This is a genomic window from Paenibacillus sp. Y916, from assembly GCF_056786435.1.
In genome coordinates this window covers 649,495-665,812 of the sequence record NZ_JBXCJA010000002.1, presented here as the reverse complement: position 1 = coordinate 665,812, position 16,318 = coordinate 649,495, and the positions used below count along the sequence as shown (strand labels likewise).

Annotated in this window: 16 protein-coding genes; 14 read left to right on the top strand and 2 right to left on the bottom strand. The window is 40.9% G+C overall.

Annotated elements, in window-relative coordinates; translation table 11 throughout:
• Positions 1 to 116: 116 nt before the first annotated feature.
• Positions 117 to 488: an iron chaperone gene (locus AC1TO9_RS07425; RefSeq protein ID WP_482058767.1), complete on the top strand. Its 372-nt coding sequence runs from the start codon at positions 117 to 119 to the stop codon at positions 486 to 488.
• Between the two features lie 119 nt (positions 489 to 607).
• On the opposite strand, the gene AC1TO9_RS07420 is transcribed toward AC1TO9_RS07425, so the two are convergent.
• Entirely contained in the window at positions 608 to 1,414 is an 807-nt protein-coding gene (locus AC1TO9_RS07420; RefSeq protein ID WP_482058766.1) for a polysaccharide deacetylase family protein, read from the bottom strand.
• A gap of 205 nt (positions 1,415 to 1,619) precedes the next feature.
• Between AC1TO9_RS07420 and AC1TO9_RS07415 the strand changes: the two genes are divergently transcribed.
• The 7 genes from AC1TO9_RS07415 (at position 1,620) to AC1TO9_RS07385 (ending at position 10,079) form a co-directional block, all read left to right on the top strand.
• Positions 1,620 to 2,261, top strand: a complete 642-nt coding sequence (locus AC1TO9_RS07415) for a PspA/IM30 family protein (protein ID WP_482058765.1) — start codon at positions 1,620 to 1,622, stop codon at positions 2,259 to 2,261.
• A gap of 27 nt (positions 2,262 to 2,288) precedes the next feature.
• Positions 2,289 to 3,320 carry a TFIIB-type zinc ribbon-containing protein gene (locus tag AC1TO9_RS07410; protein ID WP_482058764.1) on the top strand — a complete coding sequence of 344 codons (1,032 nt, stop codon included), beginning with the start codon at positions 2,289 to 2,291 and terminating at the stop codon, positions 3,318 to 3,320.
• On the top strand, positions 3,317 to 4,183 hold the full coding sequence (locus AC1TO9_RS07405; RefSeq protein WP_482058763.1) for a TPM domain-containing protein: 867 nt from the start codon (positions 3,317 to 3,319) through the stop codon (positions 4,181 to 4,183). Before AC1TO9_RS07410 ends, AC1TO9_RS07405 begins: the two co-directional genes overlap by 4 nt.
• Before the next feature lie 20 nt (positions 4,184 to 4,203).
• A complete protein-coding gene (locus AC1TO9_RS07400; RefSeq protein ID WP_482054197.1) occupies positions 4,204 to 5,211 on the top strand; it encodes an SPFH domain-containing protein in 1,008 nt (335 codons plus the stop codon).
• Between the two features lie 87 nt (positions 5,212 to 5,298).
• Complete coding sequence (locus AC1TO9_RS07395; protein WP_482058762.1) at positions 5,299 to 5,583, top strand: hypothetical protein; 285 nt, start codon at positions 5,299 to 5,301, stop codon at positions 5,581 to 5,583.
• 152 nt (positions 5,584 to 5,735) lie between these two features.
• Positions 5,736 to 9,212, top strand: coding sequence for a glycoside hydrolase family 2 TIM barrel-domain containing protein (locus AC1TO9_RS07390; RefSeq protein WP_482058761.1), 3,477 nt, complete (start codon positions 5,736 to 5,738; stop codon positions 9,210 to 9,212).
• Between the two features lie 156 nt (positions 9,213 to 9,368).
• Complete coding sequence (locus tag AC1TO9_RS07385; protein WP_482058760.1) at positions 9,369 to 10,079, top strand: hypothetical protein; 711 nt, start codon at positions 9,369 to 9,371, stop codon at positions 10,077 to 10,079.
• Positions 10,080 to 10,174: 95 nt separating this feature from the next.
• On the opposite strand, the gene thiD is transcribed toward AC1TO9_RS07385, so the two are convergent.
• Positions 10,175 to 10,990 (bottom strand): bifunctional hydroxymethylpyrimidine kinase/phosphomethylpyrimidine kinase, encoded by an 816-nt coding sequence (thiD, locus tag AC1TO9_RS07380; protein WP_482054193.1) that lies wholly within the window; start codon positions 10,988 to 10,990, stop codon positions 10,175 to 10,177.
• Between the two features lie 175 nt (positions 10,991 to 11,165).
• Between thiD and AC1TO9_RS07375 the strand changes: the two genes are divergently transcribed.
• The 6 genes from AC1TO9_RS07375 (at position 11,166) to AC1TO9_RS07350 (ending at position 16,249) form a co-directional block, all read left to right on the top strand.
• Positions 11,166 to 11,570 (top strand): CidA/LrgA family holin-like protein, encoded by a 405-nt coding sequence (locus AC1TO9_RS07375; protein ID WP_482058759.1) that lies wholly within the window; start codon positions 11,166 to 11,168, stop codon positions 11,568 to 11,570.
• Complete coding sequence (locus AC1TO9_RS07370) at positions 11,570 to 12,265, top strand: LrgB family protein (RefSeq protein WP_482058758.1); 696 nt, start codon at positions 11,570 to 11,572, stop codon at positions 12,263 to 12,265. Before AC1TO9_RS07375 ends, AC1TO9_RS07370 begins: the two co-directional genes overlap by 1 nt.
• A 26-nt stretch (positions 12,266 to 12,291) precedes the next feature.
• Positions 12,292 to 13,086 (top strand): Nif3-like dinuclear metal center hexameric protein, encoded by a 795-nt coding sequence (locus AC1TO9_RS07365; protein ID WP_482058757.1) that lies wholly within the window; start codon positions 12,292 to 12,294, stop codon positions 13,084 to 13,086.
• Positions 13,087 to 13,192: 106 nt separating this feature from the next.
• Positions 13,193 to 14,764, top strand: a complete 1,572-nt coding sequence (locus AC1TO9_RS07360) for a catalase (protein ID WP_482058838.1) — start codon at positions 13,193 to 13,195, stop codon at positions 14,762 to 14,764.
• A 199-nt stretch (positions 14,765 to 14,963) separates the two neighbouring features.
• Positions 14,964 to 15,989 (top strand): TIR domain-containing protein, encoded by a 1,026-nt coding sequence (locus AC1TO9_RS07355; protein ID WP_482058756.1) that lies wholly within the window; start codon positions 14,964 to 14,966, stop codon positions 15,987 to 15,989.
• Positions 15,986 to 16,249, top strand: a complete 264-nt coding sequence (locus AC1TO9_RS07350; protein ID WP_482054188.1) for a hypothetical protein — start codon at positions 15,986 to 15,988, stop codon at positions 16,247 to 16,249. The genes AC1TO9_RS07355 and AC1TO9_RS07350 overlap by 4 nt, the downstream gene beginning before the upstream one ends.
• Positions 16,250 to 16,318: the final 69 nt, after the last annotated feature.

The following is a 16,318-nucleotide window of genomic DNA, read 5'->3' as shown; positions in this document are numbered from 1 at the left end:
GATATCGACTTGTCGAAACTGAAGAAGAAGTGAAAAAGTAATGGATGCCATGTCGTTCTGACATATTTGAATGGAACATGACATCGATCAAAAATATTTTTTTAGGAGAGAACGATATGGAGGTTTTTGCAGAATACTTAGCGCAGATTGATAACCCACAACATCGGGAGAGAACGGAAGAAGTTTTGGCTTGGGTAGTTAACAATTTTGCAAATTTAGAGCCGAAAATTGCGTGGAATCAGCCTATGTTTACCGATCACGGCACATATATTGTTGGCTTTAGCGTAGCCAAACATCATTTGGCTGTTGCCCCTGAGTGTGCAGGGATTAATCATTTTTCTGATGAGATTGTGCAGGCTGGCTATGATCAAACCAAGCAGTTGGTACGTATCCAGTGGGATAGTCCGGTTGATTTCTCATTACTTGAGAAAATGATTAAGTTTAATATTTTGGATAAGGCAGACTGTTCAACTTTTTGGCGGAAATAGAAAAATCGAATTATTAAAGATTCATCACAAAGATAATAGAATATACTAACACAAACAGTCCCAATGAAGAGTTTCTGCATCAGGACTGTTTGTTTTTTAGGTAATTGTAGAAAGAGCACCTAATTTAGCTTTGAATTATATGTGCTGCCGCCTTTAATATGAACTGGTACGTCATTAATGGATACCCATACATCGGCTGCCGAATTATTGACAATAACCGAGAGGTCGACGCTAAACTTTAGGTTGCGCAAAGCGGTGACATAATCAAAAATTTCAATGTTTGTCGCATACCATACATCGGGATGTCCACCGGCTTTCTGACAGAAGTATTCCATTAGTTCCCAGTTGTTCTGATCTTCAAACTCGTAGCTATGTCCCCAAATATAGCATAGGCTAAGTTTCTGTGATGATCTTTGTGTAGTAAAACGCTCCCAGATCTTATTGATGTCATCATTGTGGTGGCAGGTCGGATGCCATTCCATGAAATCAAGCGGAACATCAAATTGTTTAGTGGAAGAAACGGTTCGACTGTATTCGATGCCCACTGCTTGCAGCGGGGGGATGATAGTTTGCGAATAAGAACCAAATGGATAAGACATTCCTCGAATCGGGTAGTCTACCAGCTTTTCCAACTGTTTACGGTCTTCTAATAGTTCATCCACAACCATAGGCAAAGGAAGACGGTCCAAGTGAGGATGGGTTACAGAATGTGCCGAGATTTCATGATTACGTGCAATACTTCGTACATCGTCATTCGTTAGAAACCCTGGGGTGTTCAACTTCGCGCTGTTGAGATGAAAGGTCCCTTTAATTCCGTATTGATCAAAAATTTCGGTTAATCGAATATCATGCTTTTGCCCATCATCATAACTCATTGTAAGTGCTTTAGATCTTCCATCTGGAAACAAATTAAATTGTAGACTCATTATATTAAACCTCCTTTTTAAACAGTACATAAACGTATTATATCATTCTAGTCTAATAGTTGAACGCTGATATTAACGATTATTCTAAGGTGGAATTCATTATGAATCGCAATCCATTTTTTAAAATGCCTTTCAGGAAATGAAACCTTTTGTCTCAAAGTGATGTATTATATGTGTAATGGAATTCTTAATGAGGAGGGTCATCATGGGAATCTTGTCAAGATTTAAAGATATTATGGCAAGCAATATTAACGCGTTATTGGATAAGGCAGAAGATCCAGAGAAGATAATTGATGATTATATGCGGAGCTTGAACAGTGATCTGGGCAAGGTCAAAGCGGAGACAGCTTCGGTGGTATCGGATGAGCGAAGAGCGAAGAGAGCGCTCGATGAATGCCAAGCTGAGATTAGAAAGCTGCAGAAATATGCGGAGAAGGCTGTGGAAGCTGGCGATGATGAGGGCGCTCGGAAGTTCCTTGAGAGAAAGGAGACGCAAGTAGAGAAAGCCAATCAATTACAAGCTACCTACGATTCAGCTGCGGCTAACGCCCTAAGTATGAAACAAATGGAGGACAAAATCGTGTCAGATGTAGGTCAGCTCGAAGAACGACGAGCCAATCTGAAGAGCAAAATAGCTGCCACGAAAGCTCAGCAAAAATTGAATTCCAGCAGCTCTTCTGCAGGTGCGAACAGTTCCATCCTCAATGCTATGGAAGAGAAGGTTAATCTGGCATATGATGAAGCTATGGCTCTAACTGAACTTAGAGCAGAACCGAAGGATGATTTGGACGATCTGATCGCACAATTAGAGAAGAGTATGAATGCGAATCCAGAAGATAATGAATAACAGTTTATTTGTGATAGAGGTGAGTAGATGTCAGTAATTGAATATAAATGTCCAAACTGTGGTAATGGTATGGTCTTTAATAGTAAGACAGGAATGTTATCATGCCAAAGCTGCGGAAGAGAAGATAATATTGAGCAACTTCCTGATCCAATCAGTCCCCATGTTTTTTCGGAGAATGAGGTTATGGAGTATCATTGTAATAGCTGCGGAGCAGTTATCATGACTGAAGCCGAGACGGCGGCAACGGTCTGTAGCTTCTGTGGTTCAGCTGTCGTAATCGGTGATCGGCTGACGGGGACGCTTGCTCCGGCGATGGTCATCCCCTTTTCAATTAGTAAGGAAGAAGCGATGAATGCTTTTCGGAAATGGTGCAAGAATGGACGTCTGACGCCAAATGACTTTATGACAGCGGATCGAGTCGAAGGAATAACCGGATTGTATGTGCCCTTCTGGTTATATGAATTACATAATAAGGTGGAGGTTCATGGTCATGGCACGAAGGTGAGAACCTACAGAAAAGGAGACTATCAGATTACGGAAACGCAGCATTTCGATGTATACCGAAAGATTCGTCTCAACTATGTGAAGGTACCGATTGATGCCGCGGAGAAAATGAATGATGAACTGATGGATAAATTAGAGCCATTTCCTTACGGAAAACTAAAAGAATTTAAAACGCCATATCTTGCTGGCTATATCGCAGAAAAATATAGTTATAACGATAAAGAGTTGTACCCGCGTGCGAAAGAAAAGATTAAGGAATACATTAATTCTTATATTCAGTCTGCGACTTCAGGATATACAACGATGAGCTTCACGAATAAGCAAATTGATACCCGTGTCAAACAGGCGGATTATGTCCTGCTTCCGGTTTGGATGGTACAGTATGACTATAATAAGTCAAAGTATACGTTTGCTATGAACGGCCAGACGGGTAAGATCGTTGGGAAGCCTCCGATCAGCAAGGTGAAAGTGACCGCATGGTTTGCAAGTATTTCTGGTGCCACCTTACTTTCACTGAAGCTAATTTCGTTGATGATGGGGGGAGGGTTCTGGTGAACAAGCAAAGAACGATCCTTGCCATCCTGTTCTTCTTCGTTGTGTACCTAGCGGTTCCTATGGAGATGACAGCTACAGCAGCAGAATTAAAAACGCTAATATATGATGAAGCGGGTCTGCTAGATCAGGGAGAGTATGATGAGTTGAATCTGATGGCTAATGAATACGGAGCCGAAAGAGAAACGGATATTATCATTTTAACTTCTAACAACGATGGCAATATTGATGTAATGAAAATGACACAGGATTTCTATGATGAACAGGCACCAGGATATGATAAGCCTCATGGTAATGCGGTTATATTGACTATGGATATGAGAAATAGAGAGATCTATTTCGCTGGATTTTATAAAGCTAAGGTTTATCTGGATGACAGTAGGCTTGATAAGATCCGCGATAAAATTACACCGGATTTAAGTAATGGCGATTACGGACTTGCATTTCAAAAGTATATTCAAACAGCATATGAATATATGGGAATTGAGCCAACGGTTAACTCAGGCACTAACTCGGGTATAAACTCAGGTAATAACTCAAGTATTTACCCGAATGAGACCTCAAATATGAACTCAAACGTTGATCCGGATAACATACTATTTAATGGTTGGTTTCAATTGGCTGTATCATTAGGACTTGGTGGGCTTATCGTAGGTCTGATGGCTTATCGTTCTGGTGGTCGTGTGACGGTAAATCGGCATACGTACGAGGATGCAAGCACTTCAGGGATTCTGGATCGCCGGGACCAATACCTTCGAACAACGACAACGAAACGGAAGATCGAAAAGAACAATGGCGGCGGTTCAGGTGGCGGAGGTACGACTCGAGGTGGTCATTCGCATAGCGGCAGTAGAGGATCATTTTAAATAGAAGGGATGATATAATAATGGGGTTTTTCAAAAACCAATTTGCTAACGTTGTGGAATGGGAAGAGTTTAGAGATGATATGATTTTTTGGAAGTGGAGCAACCGTGAAATTAAAAAAGGAAGTAAATTAATTATCCGATCTGGGCAAGATGCCATCTTCGTAAATAACGGCAAGATCGAAGGGATTTTCGAGGATGAAGGGCAATTCAATATTGATTCGGACATCATTCCATTCCTATCCACGTTGAAAGGGTTTAAATTTGGCTTTAACAGCGGGATGAGAGTGGAAGTCTTATTCGTCAATACGAAGGAATTCACCGTCAAATGGGGAACGCAAAATCCGATTCTGATCCCGACTCCACAGCTTCCAGGCGGTATGCCTATTCGTGCTAACGGCACATTCAATTTCAAAGTCAATGATTATGTTACGCTGATCGATAAGATTGCCGGAATTAAAAATAGTTATCTTGTCGAGGATATTAAAATTAGAATTACTTCTGTGTTAGATCAGTTATTAATGAAATGGATCAGCAGAGAAGGCAAAGACATGTTTAATCTGCAGGCGAACGCTTCGGATATTGCCAAAGGTATCCGCGAAGATTTGGATATGGAGATCATGGATAACGGGATGACAATTACAGGCTTTCAAGTGATGAGCTTTAATTACCCTAAAGAAATTCAAGACATGATTACGAAAACGGCTTCCCACGAAATGATTGGTAATCTGCAGAAGTATCAACAGGTTAGTATGACGGACGGTATATCCTCCGGAAAAGTAAAAGGCGGCGGTGCTGCTTCGGACATGGCGGGTATGATGATGGGAATGAATGTGGCTAATGAAATGATGAAAAATATAAATCAAAATCAAAACCAAAATCAAAACCAACAGTCTTCGGCTGGAAACCAGCAGTCTGCTTCTGCTGCTTCCTCTTCTCCGGAAGGCCATAAAAAGCCCAACTTCTGCCCAAATTGTGGTGCGAAAACCGAAGGTGCTAATTTCTGTCCGGATTGCGGTCAGAAGCTGTAACTAGGCTTGCAGTCGCTGAAGTTGATGAACTTCAATCTACGGATGACTTTATGACTCGTTTTCAAAAAGTGATTTGGAGGTTCAAATATGAGCGAACAAAAATTAGATTTGATTCTACAAAAATTAGAGTCACTGGAGTCAGGACAGCAAGAACTCCATCAAATCACTAGTGCGATCCGTGATCGCCAGGAAGAAACAGATGCAAAATTTGAAGCGTTGAGTATGGATGTGAATAATACTCATGGAAATACAGTTCGTATCGAGAAAATAATTGCTGATAACCTAGATGATATTCGTGGAGATGTCCGCTTCTTAAGTCATCGCATAGTTGCATTAGAGATGGATGTTGAAAAATTAAAAACTAAAAACTAAAACAGAGCCTCGCTCACCTGAGCGGGGCTCTGTTTTAGTAGAAATTGCACACTATCCCATAAGTGAATAAGTGATGACATGCCTTGTAATCACTCAACTTGGTAAGTATAATCGATGGACAACAAGCATATCGACAAAGGAGATAACAATACATGAGTAAGAAACAGAAGATTAATAACGAGTGGCTTTTTTCGAAACAGCCGCTACGATCGAATTACGATTCGGTATCTCAATGCAGTGATTGGGCTGCTGTAACGCTCCCACATGATTGGTTAATTTATGATTCGAATCATCTATATGAAGATGGGGACGGCTGGTATAAAAAGACGATAGAACAAACAGAAATATGTCCGAATACCTTATACACCCTCTATTTTGAAGGCGTATATATGGACTCAACGTTGTACGTAAATGGTCATGAAGTTGGAACATGGAAGAGTGGCTATTCTAGCTTTGAAATGGATATTACCCCTTATCTAATAGAGGGAATGAACGAAATCTATGTTCATGTTATCCATGAAGCACCAAATTCCCGTTGGTATTCTGGAGCTGGAATCTATCGTTCCGTATGGTTCAAGACGTATCCAACTTCCCATATTTCTCCGCATGGTATCTATGTAACTACCATGAAAGAGGAGTCGAATTGGAATGTAGAAGTGGATACAGAGATTGTGATCGATGCATCCCGTAGCACCTCATCAACCTATAAGCTTAGACACAGTATTGTGGATGGTAAACAGAATGTAGTGACGCAATCTGAGGTTCAATTTCATGCGGAAGATAGACAAATAAAGTCCACGCTAATTGTCAGTAATCCGAAGGTATGGGATGTTATCGATCCGAATTTATACACATTACAAACAGAACTTATCATAGATGATACGGTCATCGATGATGAGCAACTGAACTTTGGCTTTCGGACGATAGCTTTTGATACAGAAAAGGGATTCTTTCTGAATGGACGTCATGTCAAACTATATGGTGTGTGTCAGCATCATGATTTAGGAAGCCTAGGCGTAGCTATTAATAGAGTTGCCTTGAAACGTCAAATGACCCTTCTTCAAGAAATGGGAGTTAACGCGATCCGGACCGCCCATAATATGCCGGCGGTAGAACTGATGGAGCTTGCAGATGAGTTGGGACTATTAATCGTGTCTGAAGCGTTCGATATGTGGGAACGGCCTAAAAATCCATTTGATTATGCACGATTCTACTCAGAATGGTGGGAGAAAGACGTTGCAAGCTGGGTACGCCGAGATCGAAATCATCCTAGCATGTTAATGTGGAGTATTGGAAATGAAATATACGACACACATGCTGATGAACGAGGACAAGAGGTAACGAGAGAATTGTTAGCTGCGGTACAACTGCATGACCCAAGAGAGAATGCTGTCGTGACGATTGGCTCGAATTATATGCCTTGGATAAATGCTCAGAAATGTGCGGATATCGTGAAATTCGCTGGCTATAATTATGCGGAGAAATATTATGAAAGCCATCATGAAGAGCATCCAGATTGGTTTATTTACGGCAGTGAAACATCCTCTACTGTACAGAGCAGGGGGATCTATCATTTCCCACTTGCACAGTCCGTTCTATCTGATGATGACGAACAATGTTCATCCCTTGGTAACAGCTCAACAAGCTGGGGAGCTAAAAGTACAGAACATTGTATTATCGCAGATCGCGATGCGACGTTCTCGTTAGGCCAATTCATATGGACTGGCTTTGATTATATCGGTGAACCAACACCTTACTTTACTAAAAACTCTTATTTCGGTCAATTAGACACAGCAGGATTTAAGAAAGATTCCTTCTATATCTATCAAGCGGAATGGACAGATTACAAGAAAGCACCGATGGTGCATATTTTCCCTTATTGGGATTTCTCTGAAGGGCAAATGATCGATATTCGTGTATGTTCCAATGCTCCGAAGATTGAACTATTCTTCAATGAACAATCACAAGGCGTATTCGACATTGATCATGTACATGGTCAGAAGCTGATTGGAGAATGGCAATTGCCTTATACGAAGGGCACGTTAAAAGCAGTAGCATATGATGAGAATGGTCAAGTTATTGCGACGGATATTCAGCGCTCTTTCGGTGATGCAGCGACCATCGTACAGACGACGGATCACACGGTCATGCAAGCAGACGGATCTGACTTAATCTTCATTGAGATATCAAGTAATGATGAGGATGGAAATCATGTAGCCAACGCTAATAATCGTGTACATCTTACGGTTGATGGACCTGCTCGTCTAGTAGGCTTGGATAATGGAGATAGCACTGATTATGACTCTTACAAAGGAAACAATCGAAGAATGTTCAGCGGTAAGTTGCTCGCGATCATAGCCAGTACGAATGAGCCTGGTACAATTGTGGTGTCAGTAAGTTCGAAGGGACTTCCTACAAGTCAACTTACTTTGTCTTCTGTTGCGCCTTCGTATGCTGGCGAAGCTGAAGAGGAGCTAGCATTATACAGCTATTCAGCTATGCATGATGTATCGCAGCCGAATCACGAACTAGAACAACAAGCAGCAGATGAAATTCCGGTACGCAAGCTGGAGATCGTTTATCCTGAAGGCACCCAGTTCTCTCCAGAACAAACAACACTTCCGGTTCGTGTAAATCTTTATCCAAGTGATGCAACCTATCAGGAGGTTGAATGGAGAGTTACGAATGTGGCAGGTGTAGAATCTAACATTGCTACAATCGAGTCTAATGGTCATGAAGCTACGGTAACAGCTCTCGGAGATGGAAAAGTCTATATTCGATGTGCAACAAAGAATGGCTCCGATAAAATTAAGATGTATTCATTAATAGAAATGGAAATTCAAAATATGGGTCATGCCTTTATTAATCCTTATGAATTCGTATCAGCAGCTTATCATAGTGATACAAGCTATAATTTAACGAATGGTAATGATCGGGGAATGGCAACTTCTAGGGATGTCGAAAGTCTGATTAGTTTTGAGAGAATTGATTTTGGCCCATATGGCTCGAATGAAATTACACTCCCAATCTTTTCTTTGGATAGCGAACAGTTCTCTATCGAAATTTGGGAAGGTATACCGGGAGAAGCCCAAGCAGAATTGCTGACAGTCGTTTCCTATCACAAGCCAACGATATGGAATGAATATCAGGCGGAAACGTATACTTTACCGAAAACGTTAACGGGAGTGACATCGATCTATTTCGTGTTGCGCCATAAAATTCACCTCAAGGGCTTCGAGTTCAAGAAACGCTTGAAAGGATTCGAAAGATTAAGCGTACTTGATAATAATACGCTGTATGGAGATTCCTTCACTGTTACTCCAGATGCGATTGAAGATATTGGGAATAACGTATCGCTTATTTTTGAAGATATGGATTTTGGGGAAACAGGTAGTTGTAAGCTGGTTATTGAGGGACATTCACCAATCGATCATAATACAATCCATGTACTGTTCAACGGTGAGCAGGGAGATGTTAAACAATTGGTTGAATTCAGTTTCTCTGAGGGCTACTGCGAACGTGAATATGTTATCGAGCACGTCAAAGGTCTACAGACGGTCACTTTCGTCTTCCTTCCGGGTAGTCAGTTTAATTTCAAATCATTTCAGTTTCAGTCTGAGGAAATATAATTAAATTGAATTTTATCTATAAACTGAACGGAGCCTTCTCAATATGAGAAGGCTCCGTTATTCGTCTATCTGAATGTCATTTCAGTCTGGGATTGAAATTGTGTATACTTATATTCTAAACACCGATCATTTTGACGTATAGTTGGAGGTATTAAATTGACAAAGAATAAGATGCTATTCATTCTGTTGCTCTTGATGGTGATGATGCTAACAGGTTGTGCTAAAGGGGCAGTAGGTGTAGAGCTACATAAGAACGGAAGTGTAGATATCAGCGTGAATCTACAGATGGATGCTAGTATCAATATGCTTATAGGTAAGTCGTTGGATAAAGCACTTGAGACCTCGATGAATGACTTGGGAATTCAAGTTAACAAAAACCAAACTGGTGACAAGACGGAGTATGAATTGTTGAAATCTTATGCTTCATTTCAAGAGATGAAGGATATTCAAGGCGATTTCAAGGGGATTAAGGTGGATGTGAAAGAAACGGATAAATTTTTCTATACAAAATATAATATTTCTGCACAGCTTAATTTAACAGAATATGAACCTGAAATATTACAGGGCATTCGTACTTATGGGTTACCGGAAAAGCTGAGTCAATTTATTCTTAATCAGCTTGCTTTTGATTTCTCGCTTACGTTACCAATAGACCTCTTTGGTGATCATAACGCTAATAAAATAGAGGGAAATACATTAATCTGGAATATTTCATTGACTGAATCTGAACCTGTTCGGGTGGAGATTAACGCTCCTAACATAAACAATATTTGTATTGTTGCAGGATCGACCCTTCTAATTATGATATTGTTCGTCATTTATTGTATAAATAGAAGAAGGAAACATAGGAAGTACAAAGAAGGTTGATACGTTGTTGTCTGGAAACGAAAATGGCAGTTCAGAGGCGTATCATCACCTTCTGGACTGCCATTTATTCTCTGTATAGATTTTACCCTTAAACGTTATTCCTTCTCCAAACGATAGCCACCGTGAAAGACCGGACCCACATATTCATTAAATGCAAAACCGTTCCGAATGGCAGCTAAGACGAAATCTTTGGCTTTCGCTACAGCATCGTTAACCGACAGACCGTTAGCTAAACCACCAGCAATCGCAGCGGCAAAGGTGCAGCCAGCTCCATGATTCGTTGCGGGCTCAATTTTGACAGCTTCAAAGACTGTATATTCAGATCCGTTGAAAAAGACGTCAATAGCTAATTCTCCCCCAAGTGCTTTTCCACCTTTGACAACAACGTTACTTGCACCAAGGCCGTGAATAAGGCGGGCAGCCTCCTTCATATCTTCAATCGAAGAGAGCTTGCCTAGACCAGACAGTACGCCTGCTTCGAATAGATTGGGCGTTGCTACGGTAGCTAAAGGTAGAAGTAGATCACGGATAGCGTTAGCGCTCTCGGGATTCAGCACCTCATCTTCGCCTTTACATACCATGACTGGATCAATGACTACATTGGTCTGACGATTATTCTTAATGGATTGCTCCACAACACGCACAATGTCTACACTTCCGAGCATACCGGTTTTCATGGCATCGACGGGACCACCAGCAAAGACAGTCTTCAACTGTTCAGCGACGAGTGCTGCATCAATTGGATAGACATTATGATGCCAGCCGTTGTCTGGGTCCATCGTTACAATAGTAGTTAAGGCGCTGAAACCGTAGGTACCATATTCCTCAAAAGTTTTCAAATCCGCTTGAATGCCTGCGCCCCCGCTGGAGTCACTACCGGCAATAGTTAAAGTTTTAATGATTTTTGACAATTCGAACGTCCCCTTCGTCTATATCTAAGTTTATAAAATGTGAATTGAGTTGATTATATCAAACATTCTTGGAATTTTCATAAATGGATTGAAAAAAAACTGAAAACTCTGTTAGTCTATTAGAGTTGATCATTTTAAAAAAATAAGTTGAATTAATGAAGGGACTATAAGCATCATGAAAATCATTCGAATTATATCTCAGGTCGGATTGTTATATTTATTTTATTTGGCTGGTGACTACATACAGGGTCTGCTTCATCTCCCGATTCCAGGAAGTATTGTAGGCTTGTTGCTTCTCTTTAGTTTATTATTGTGTAAGGTGATCCCTGTGACTTGGATCGAAGTAGGATCGAATACGATATTATCATATCTTCCACTGTTTTTTATACCAGCAACTGCAGGGATTGTGAATCATATGGACATATTTAATGGAAGAGGATTGTTGTTGATCCTTGTGCTCATTGTAAGTTCAGTGTTGACGATTGGAGCTGCTGCCCACGCCAGTCAATGGTTAGCAGGGCGAGGTACTAGGAGTGTAAATGATACCAGCGATATGAGAGAGAAGGGAGAAGGAATATAATGTTTATGACTGCAGTAGTGATTGTTCTGGCTAATGTAAGTATTTACATCGTTATGTCTATGATCTATAGACGGTTTCATATTCCCGTGCTCATGCCTGCATTAACAGCTACTGTTGCTGTCGTTGTTTTACTATTGTCTTTCCGGATTCCTTATGAAACGTATATGATCGGCGGTCAATGGATTAACCAACTGCTCGGGCCGGCTGTCGTCTCTTTAGCTTATCCTTTATATAGGCAACGCCATGTGCTTCGTCGTAATCTAGCAGCTATCTTGGGAGGAACACTGACGGGGTTATTTGTAGGGATGTTCAGTGGGATGTTTTTAGCTATCATCTTGGGATTCTCTAAATTATATATTCTCTCGTTATTGCCCAAATCTATTACTACACCCGTAGCGATTCAAATATCGGATAACTTGGGTGGAGATTACTCCTTAACCTCTGTATTTGTGATGATTGCCGGTTTTACGGGAGCTATTGGCGGACCTTATATCTTGAAGATGTTTAGAATAAAAGATGCTATTGGAATTGGGATCGGTCTAGGTACGGCTTCCCATGCGCTCGGTACCGCGAAAGCGCTCGAATACGGTGAGGAGTCCGTCTCGATGAGCTCTGTAGCGATGACCGTATGTGCGATTGCCGGCTCAATGATCGCTCCATTGGTTGTCTGGCTAATGAATCATTTTATATACTAATTAGTGAAACGGAGGTCTGAATATAAATGAACATTACTATAGGGGAAGTTATACAAACTTTGAAGGAATCTGCAGGTCATATGGAAGCTGGCGTCGATCTTCTTCACTACGGAGAACCGAATGCAAGAGTGACAGGAATCGCAACGACATTTGTAGCGAGTCAGTCTGTGATTGAAAGGGCGAGAACGTTAGGTGTTAATTTGTTAATTACACACGAAGGCTTATTCTATAGCCACTTTGGAAATAAAGAACAGTTAGAAGAGGATCCAGTGATTCAAGAGAAGGTAAGAGTGATTGAAGAAAGTGGTATAGCTATTTATCGTTGTCATGATTTGATTCATCGATCTAAACCGGATGGGATTATGGCAGGATTGCTACATCAATTGGATTGGAATGATTTGGTGCAAGAAGAACTACCTTACGCGACTATTCTTGAAATTTCTGAAATGTCTGTCCAAGAGGTGGCAAACCATGTGAAGAATAAATTGAATATGAGTCATGTACGAGTTGTCGGTCATATCGGAATGCCATGTAAACGTATCGGCTTATTGGTTGGATATCGAGGTGGCGGTGAACAGGCCATTCCATTGTACGAAAGGTATAATCTTGATTTAATTATCTATGGAGAGGGTCCAGAATGGGAAACGCCAGAGTATGTTAGAGATGCTGTCTTTCAGAATGAAGAAAAGGCTCTGATCGTTGTGGGGCATGCTGAGAGTGAATGGGCAGGTATGAAATATCTTGCCAACAGGATTCAGGATAAATACCCCAATATTCCTGTTCAATTTATTTCAGACGAACCGATCTTTCAAATTATTTGACATATTGACTCTTTACTTGTCACATCGTTGCATAATTCACTGAAAATATGCGCATGATAATTATGACATATCAAGGAGGTTATGCCAAGTGAGTGACAAGGAAGATATGACGTTGACAGATCGCCAGGGGCATCCAATCGACAATAACCAAAGTATGCGTACGGTGGGGAGTCGGGGACCTACAACTCTCGAAAATTATCACTATATCGAGAAGATCACGCATTTTGATCGGGAACGAATTCCCGAACGCGTTGTTCATGCACGAGGTGCAGGTGCTCATGGATACTTCGAGTCCTACGGAAGTGTTGGGGATGAACCTATTGCAAAGTATACCCGAGCTAAACTATTTCAAGAGAAGGGAAAGCAGACGCCTGTATTCGTCCGTTTCTCCTCTGTTATTCATGGGAGTCATTCCCCAGAGACATTACGTGATCCGAGAGGATTTGCTGTCAAATTTTATACGGAGGACGGTAATTGGGATCTCGTTGGTAACAACTTGAAAGTGTTCTTTATACGGGATGCCATCAAATTTCCAGATCTTATACATGCTTTCAAGCCGGACCCTGTTACGAATATTCAGGATGGGGAACGTATATTTGATTTTATTATGAATACGCCTGAAGCGTTAATGATGATCACATTTTTATTCTCACCTTGGGGTATTCCAGCGAACTATCGGGAAATGCAAGGTTCAGGAGTCAATACATATAAATGGGTGAATGCTGAGGGAGAAGCAGTTCTGATTAAGTATCATTGGGAACCTAAGCAGGGAATCAAGAACTTAACCCAGAAAGAAGCGGAGGATATTCAGGGCAAGAATTTTAATCATGCAACTCAAGATTTGTATGAGGCCATTGAATCGGGGAATAATCCGGAATGGGAGTTATGTGTCCAAATCATGAGTGATGATGAACATCCTGAACTTGATTTCGATCCTCTCGATGATACGAAGCTGTGGCCGACGGACAGATATCCCTTTCTTCCAGTAGGACGGATGATTCTGAATCGAAATCCAGACAATTATTTTGCGGAAGTGGAACAAGTCGCATTTGGCACTGGAGTGCTTGTGGATGGGCTTGATTTCTCAGATGATAAGATGCTGCAGGGACGAACGCTGTCTTATTCGGACACCCAGAGATACCGTGTAGGACCGAATTATTTGCAGTTACCTGTTAATGCTCCGAAGAAGCGAGTTGCAACGAATCAGAGTGGTGGGCAAATGGCTTACCGAGTAGACAGCGCTCCGGGGCAGAATCCCCATATCAATTACGAACCATCTACACTAGGGGGCTTACAGGAAGCGAAGAAAACAGGGAAAGAACATACACCTCGTGTAGAAGGAAATCTGGTACAACAAGTGATTGAGCGTACCAACGATTACAAGTATGCAGGTGAAAGATATCGGGAGTTCGAAGACTGGGAACGTGATGATCTGATTCTTAATCTTGTGAATACATTGAAAACGAGTCGCCCCCATATTCAACAAGGGATGGTTGATCTATTCACTAAGTGCGATGAGGATTACGGACGTAGGGTAGCGGAAGGTTTAGGGTTAAAAGATAGAATAAAGCCAAGTAAATCCGAGGATCAAGAATTTGGAGGCCCCCTCGGAGCTATACGAACCAAAGAAGGCGTTCAAGATGCAGAAGATAAAGGTCATATAGCTGATCCGTATTAAACAAGTAAACGTAAGTAGGCTGTGAACCGGTTAGTAAATAGAGTTTGTCCATTCGGAGTATTCCGAGTAGATAGGCTCTATTTAGCTTGCATCTTGTAAAATAATATCCATTATCAAGAAACTCTTCGCTAAAATATGGTAATACTGTATAATGGGTGATAATGAATTTTTGTGAATTTCTCAAAAAGGAGACACGCCATTGTCTACCATACATATCAAGCCGAATTTATTCATTGGATCTGCAAGAGAATCTATTAGGTACGCAAGTGCGATTCAATCTCAAATTGGAAGATCAGTTCAAGTAACACCATGGTTTGCAGGAACCTTTGGTGCTAATGAATATACGATGGAATCTTTAGAACGTATATTGGATCAGAGTGATTACGGGATATTTGTATTCTCTCCAGATGATGTTGCTCTTATTCGTGGAAAGCATGTCTTTATTACGAGGGATAATACGATTTTTGAGATGGGGTTATTCTGGGGCAAACTGAGAAGGAATCGTGTGTTTTGCATGGTCCCACAAGAAGTAACTCATAGGGACGATCTAATCAATGATATGAATATAACACAATTCCATTTGCTCTCAGATCTTGCGGGTTTAACAATTTTGGAATATGAATGTAGAAACGATCGTAATTATGAAGCAGCGGTTACTTCAGCTTGCATCAAAATATTAGATATTATTGAGCGTGAGAAACATTATTTGGATCCAAATGTGCTTCTTAAGCAGAAGGAGGAGGAATTGCAGAGAAAACAAAGTATTCTTCATTTTTTTTGGGAATTCAACCGAAATGTTACGGTTCCAGAAGATCAGAAATACCATGCTTTAAGTGAAGCTGTTCGTAATTCATTTATTTCACCACTTAATTGTCGAGTCACAGGTGCGGCCTTCTGGCAGACAATCGGAACTGACGGGCTTCGACAAGTTGGTGGGAATGTCGGCAGGGGTGAATTTTATCCATTTAATACGAATATTATGGATCAAAAGTCACAATCCATTTATGTACTTGATGTATATAATAGTGGTAAGTGGACGTTTTTCAAGCGAAAGGAAGTTGCGGACGTATATGTGCTATGTTATCCTTTAGGTAAGGAGCATGTCCTTTCCGTTCATATTTCTGGTGTTGAAATGATCCCAGAAGGGAACCTTGAGGATATTGTCTCATATAATGATGAATTACTTCGTACCATAAGGCATTTAGTTGGAGGGGAAACCAAATGAATAATAACGACAACTTTCGGCAATCTCAACTTAATTTACCCGCCAAAGGGCCTTGGGTAGTGAAGGATGGAACGTCCGCAATTAGTAATGAATCCGTAGCTAGAGGAAGTTCAGTACCACAAGCCAAACGTATGCGAGCAAATGCCCGCAAAATTCAAGGTAAAGTACTATTTGTTGGACCTTCTGTTGAAGGAAGCGATAAGGAGTATGTTAAAGTGCTTAGTGGAACTGTTTATGAACATAAACCTTCGTTTGCATAACTTAAATATATTTTTATAAATAAAAAACAAGGTACTTGTAGAAATACAGTGGCCTTGTTTTTATTTGGC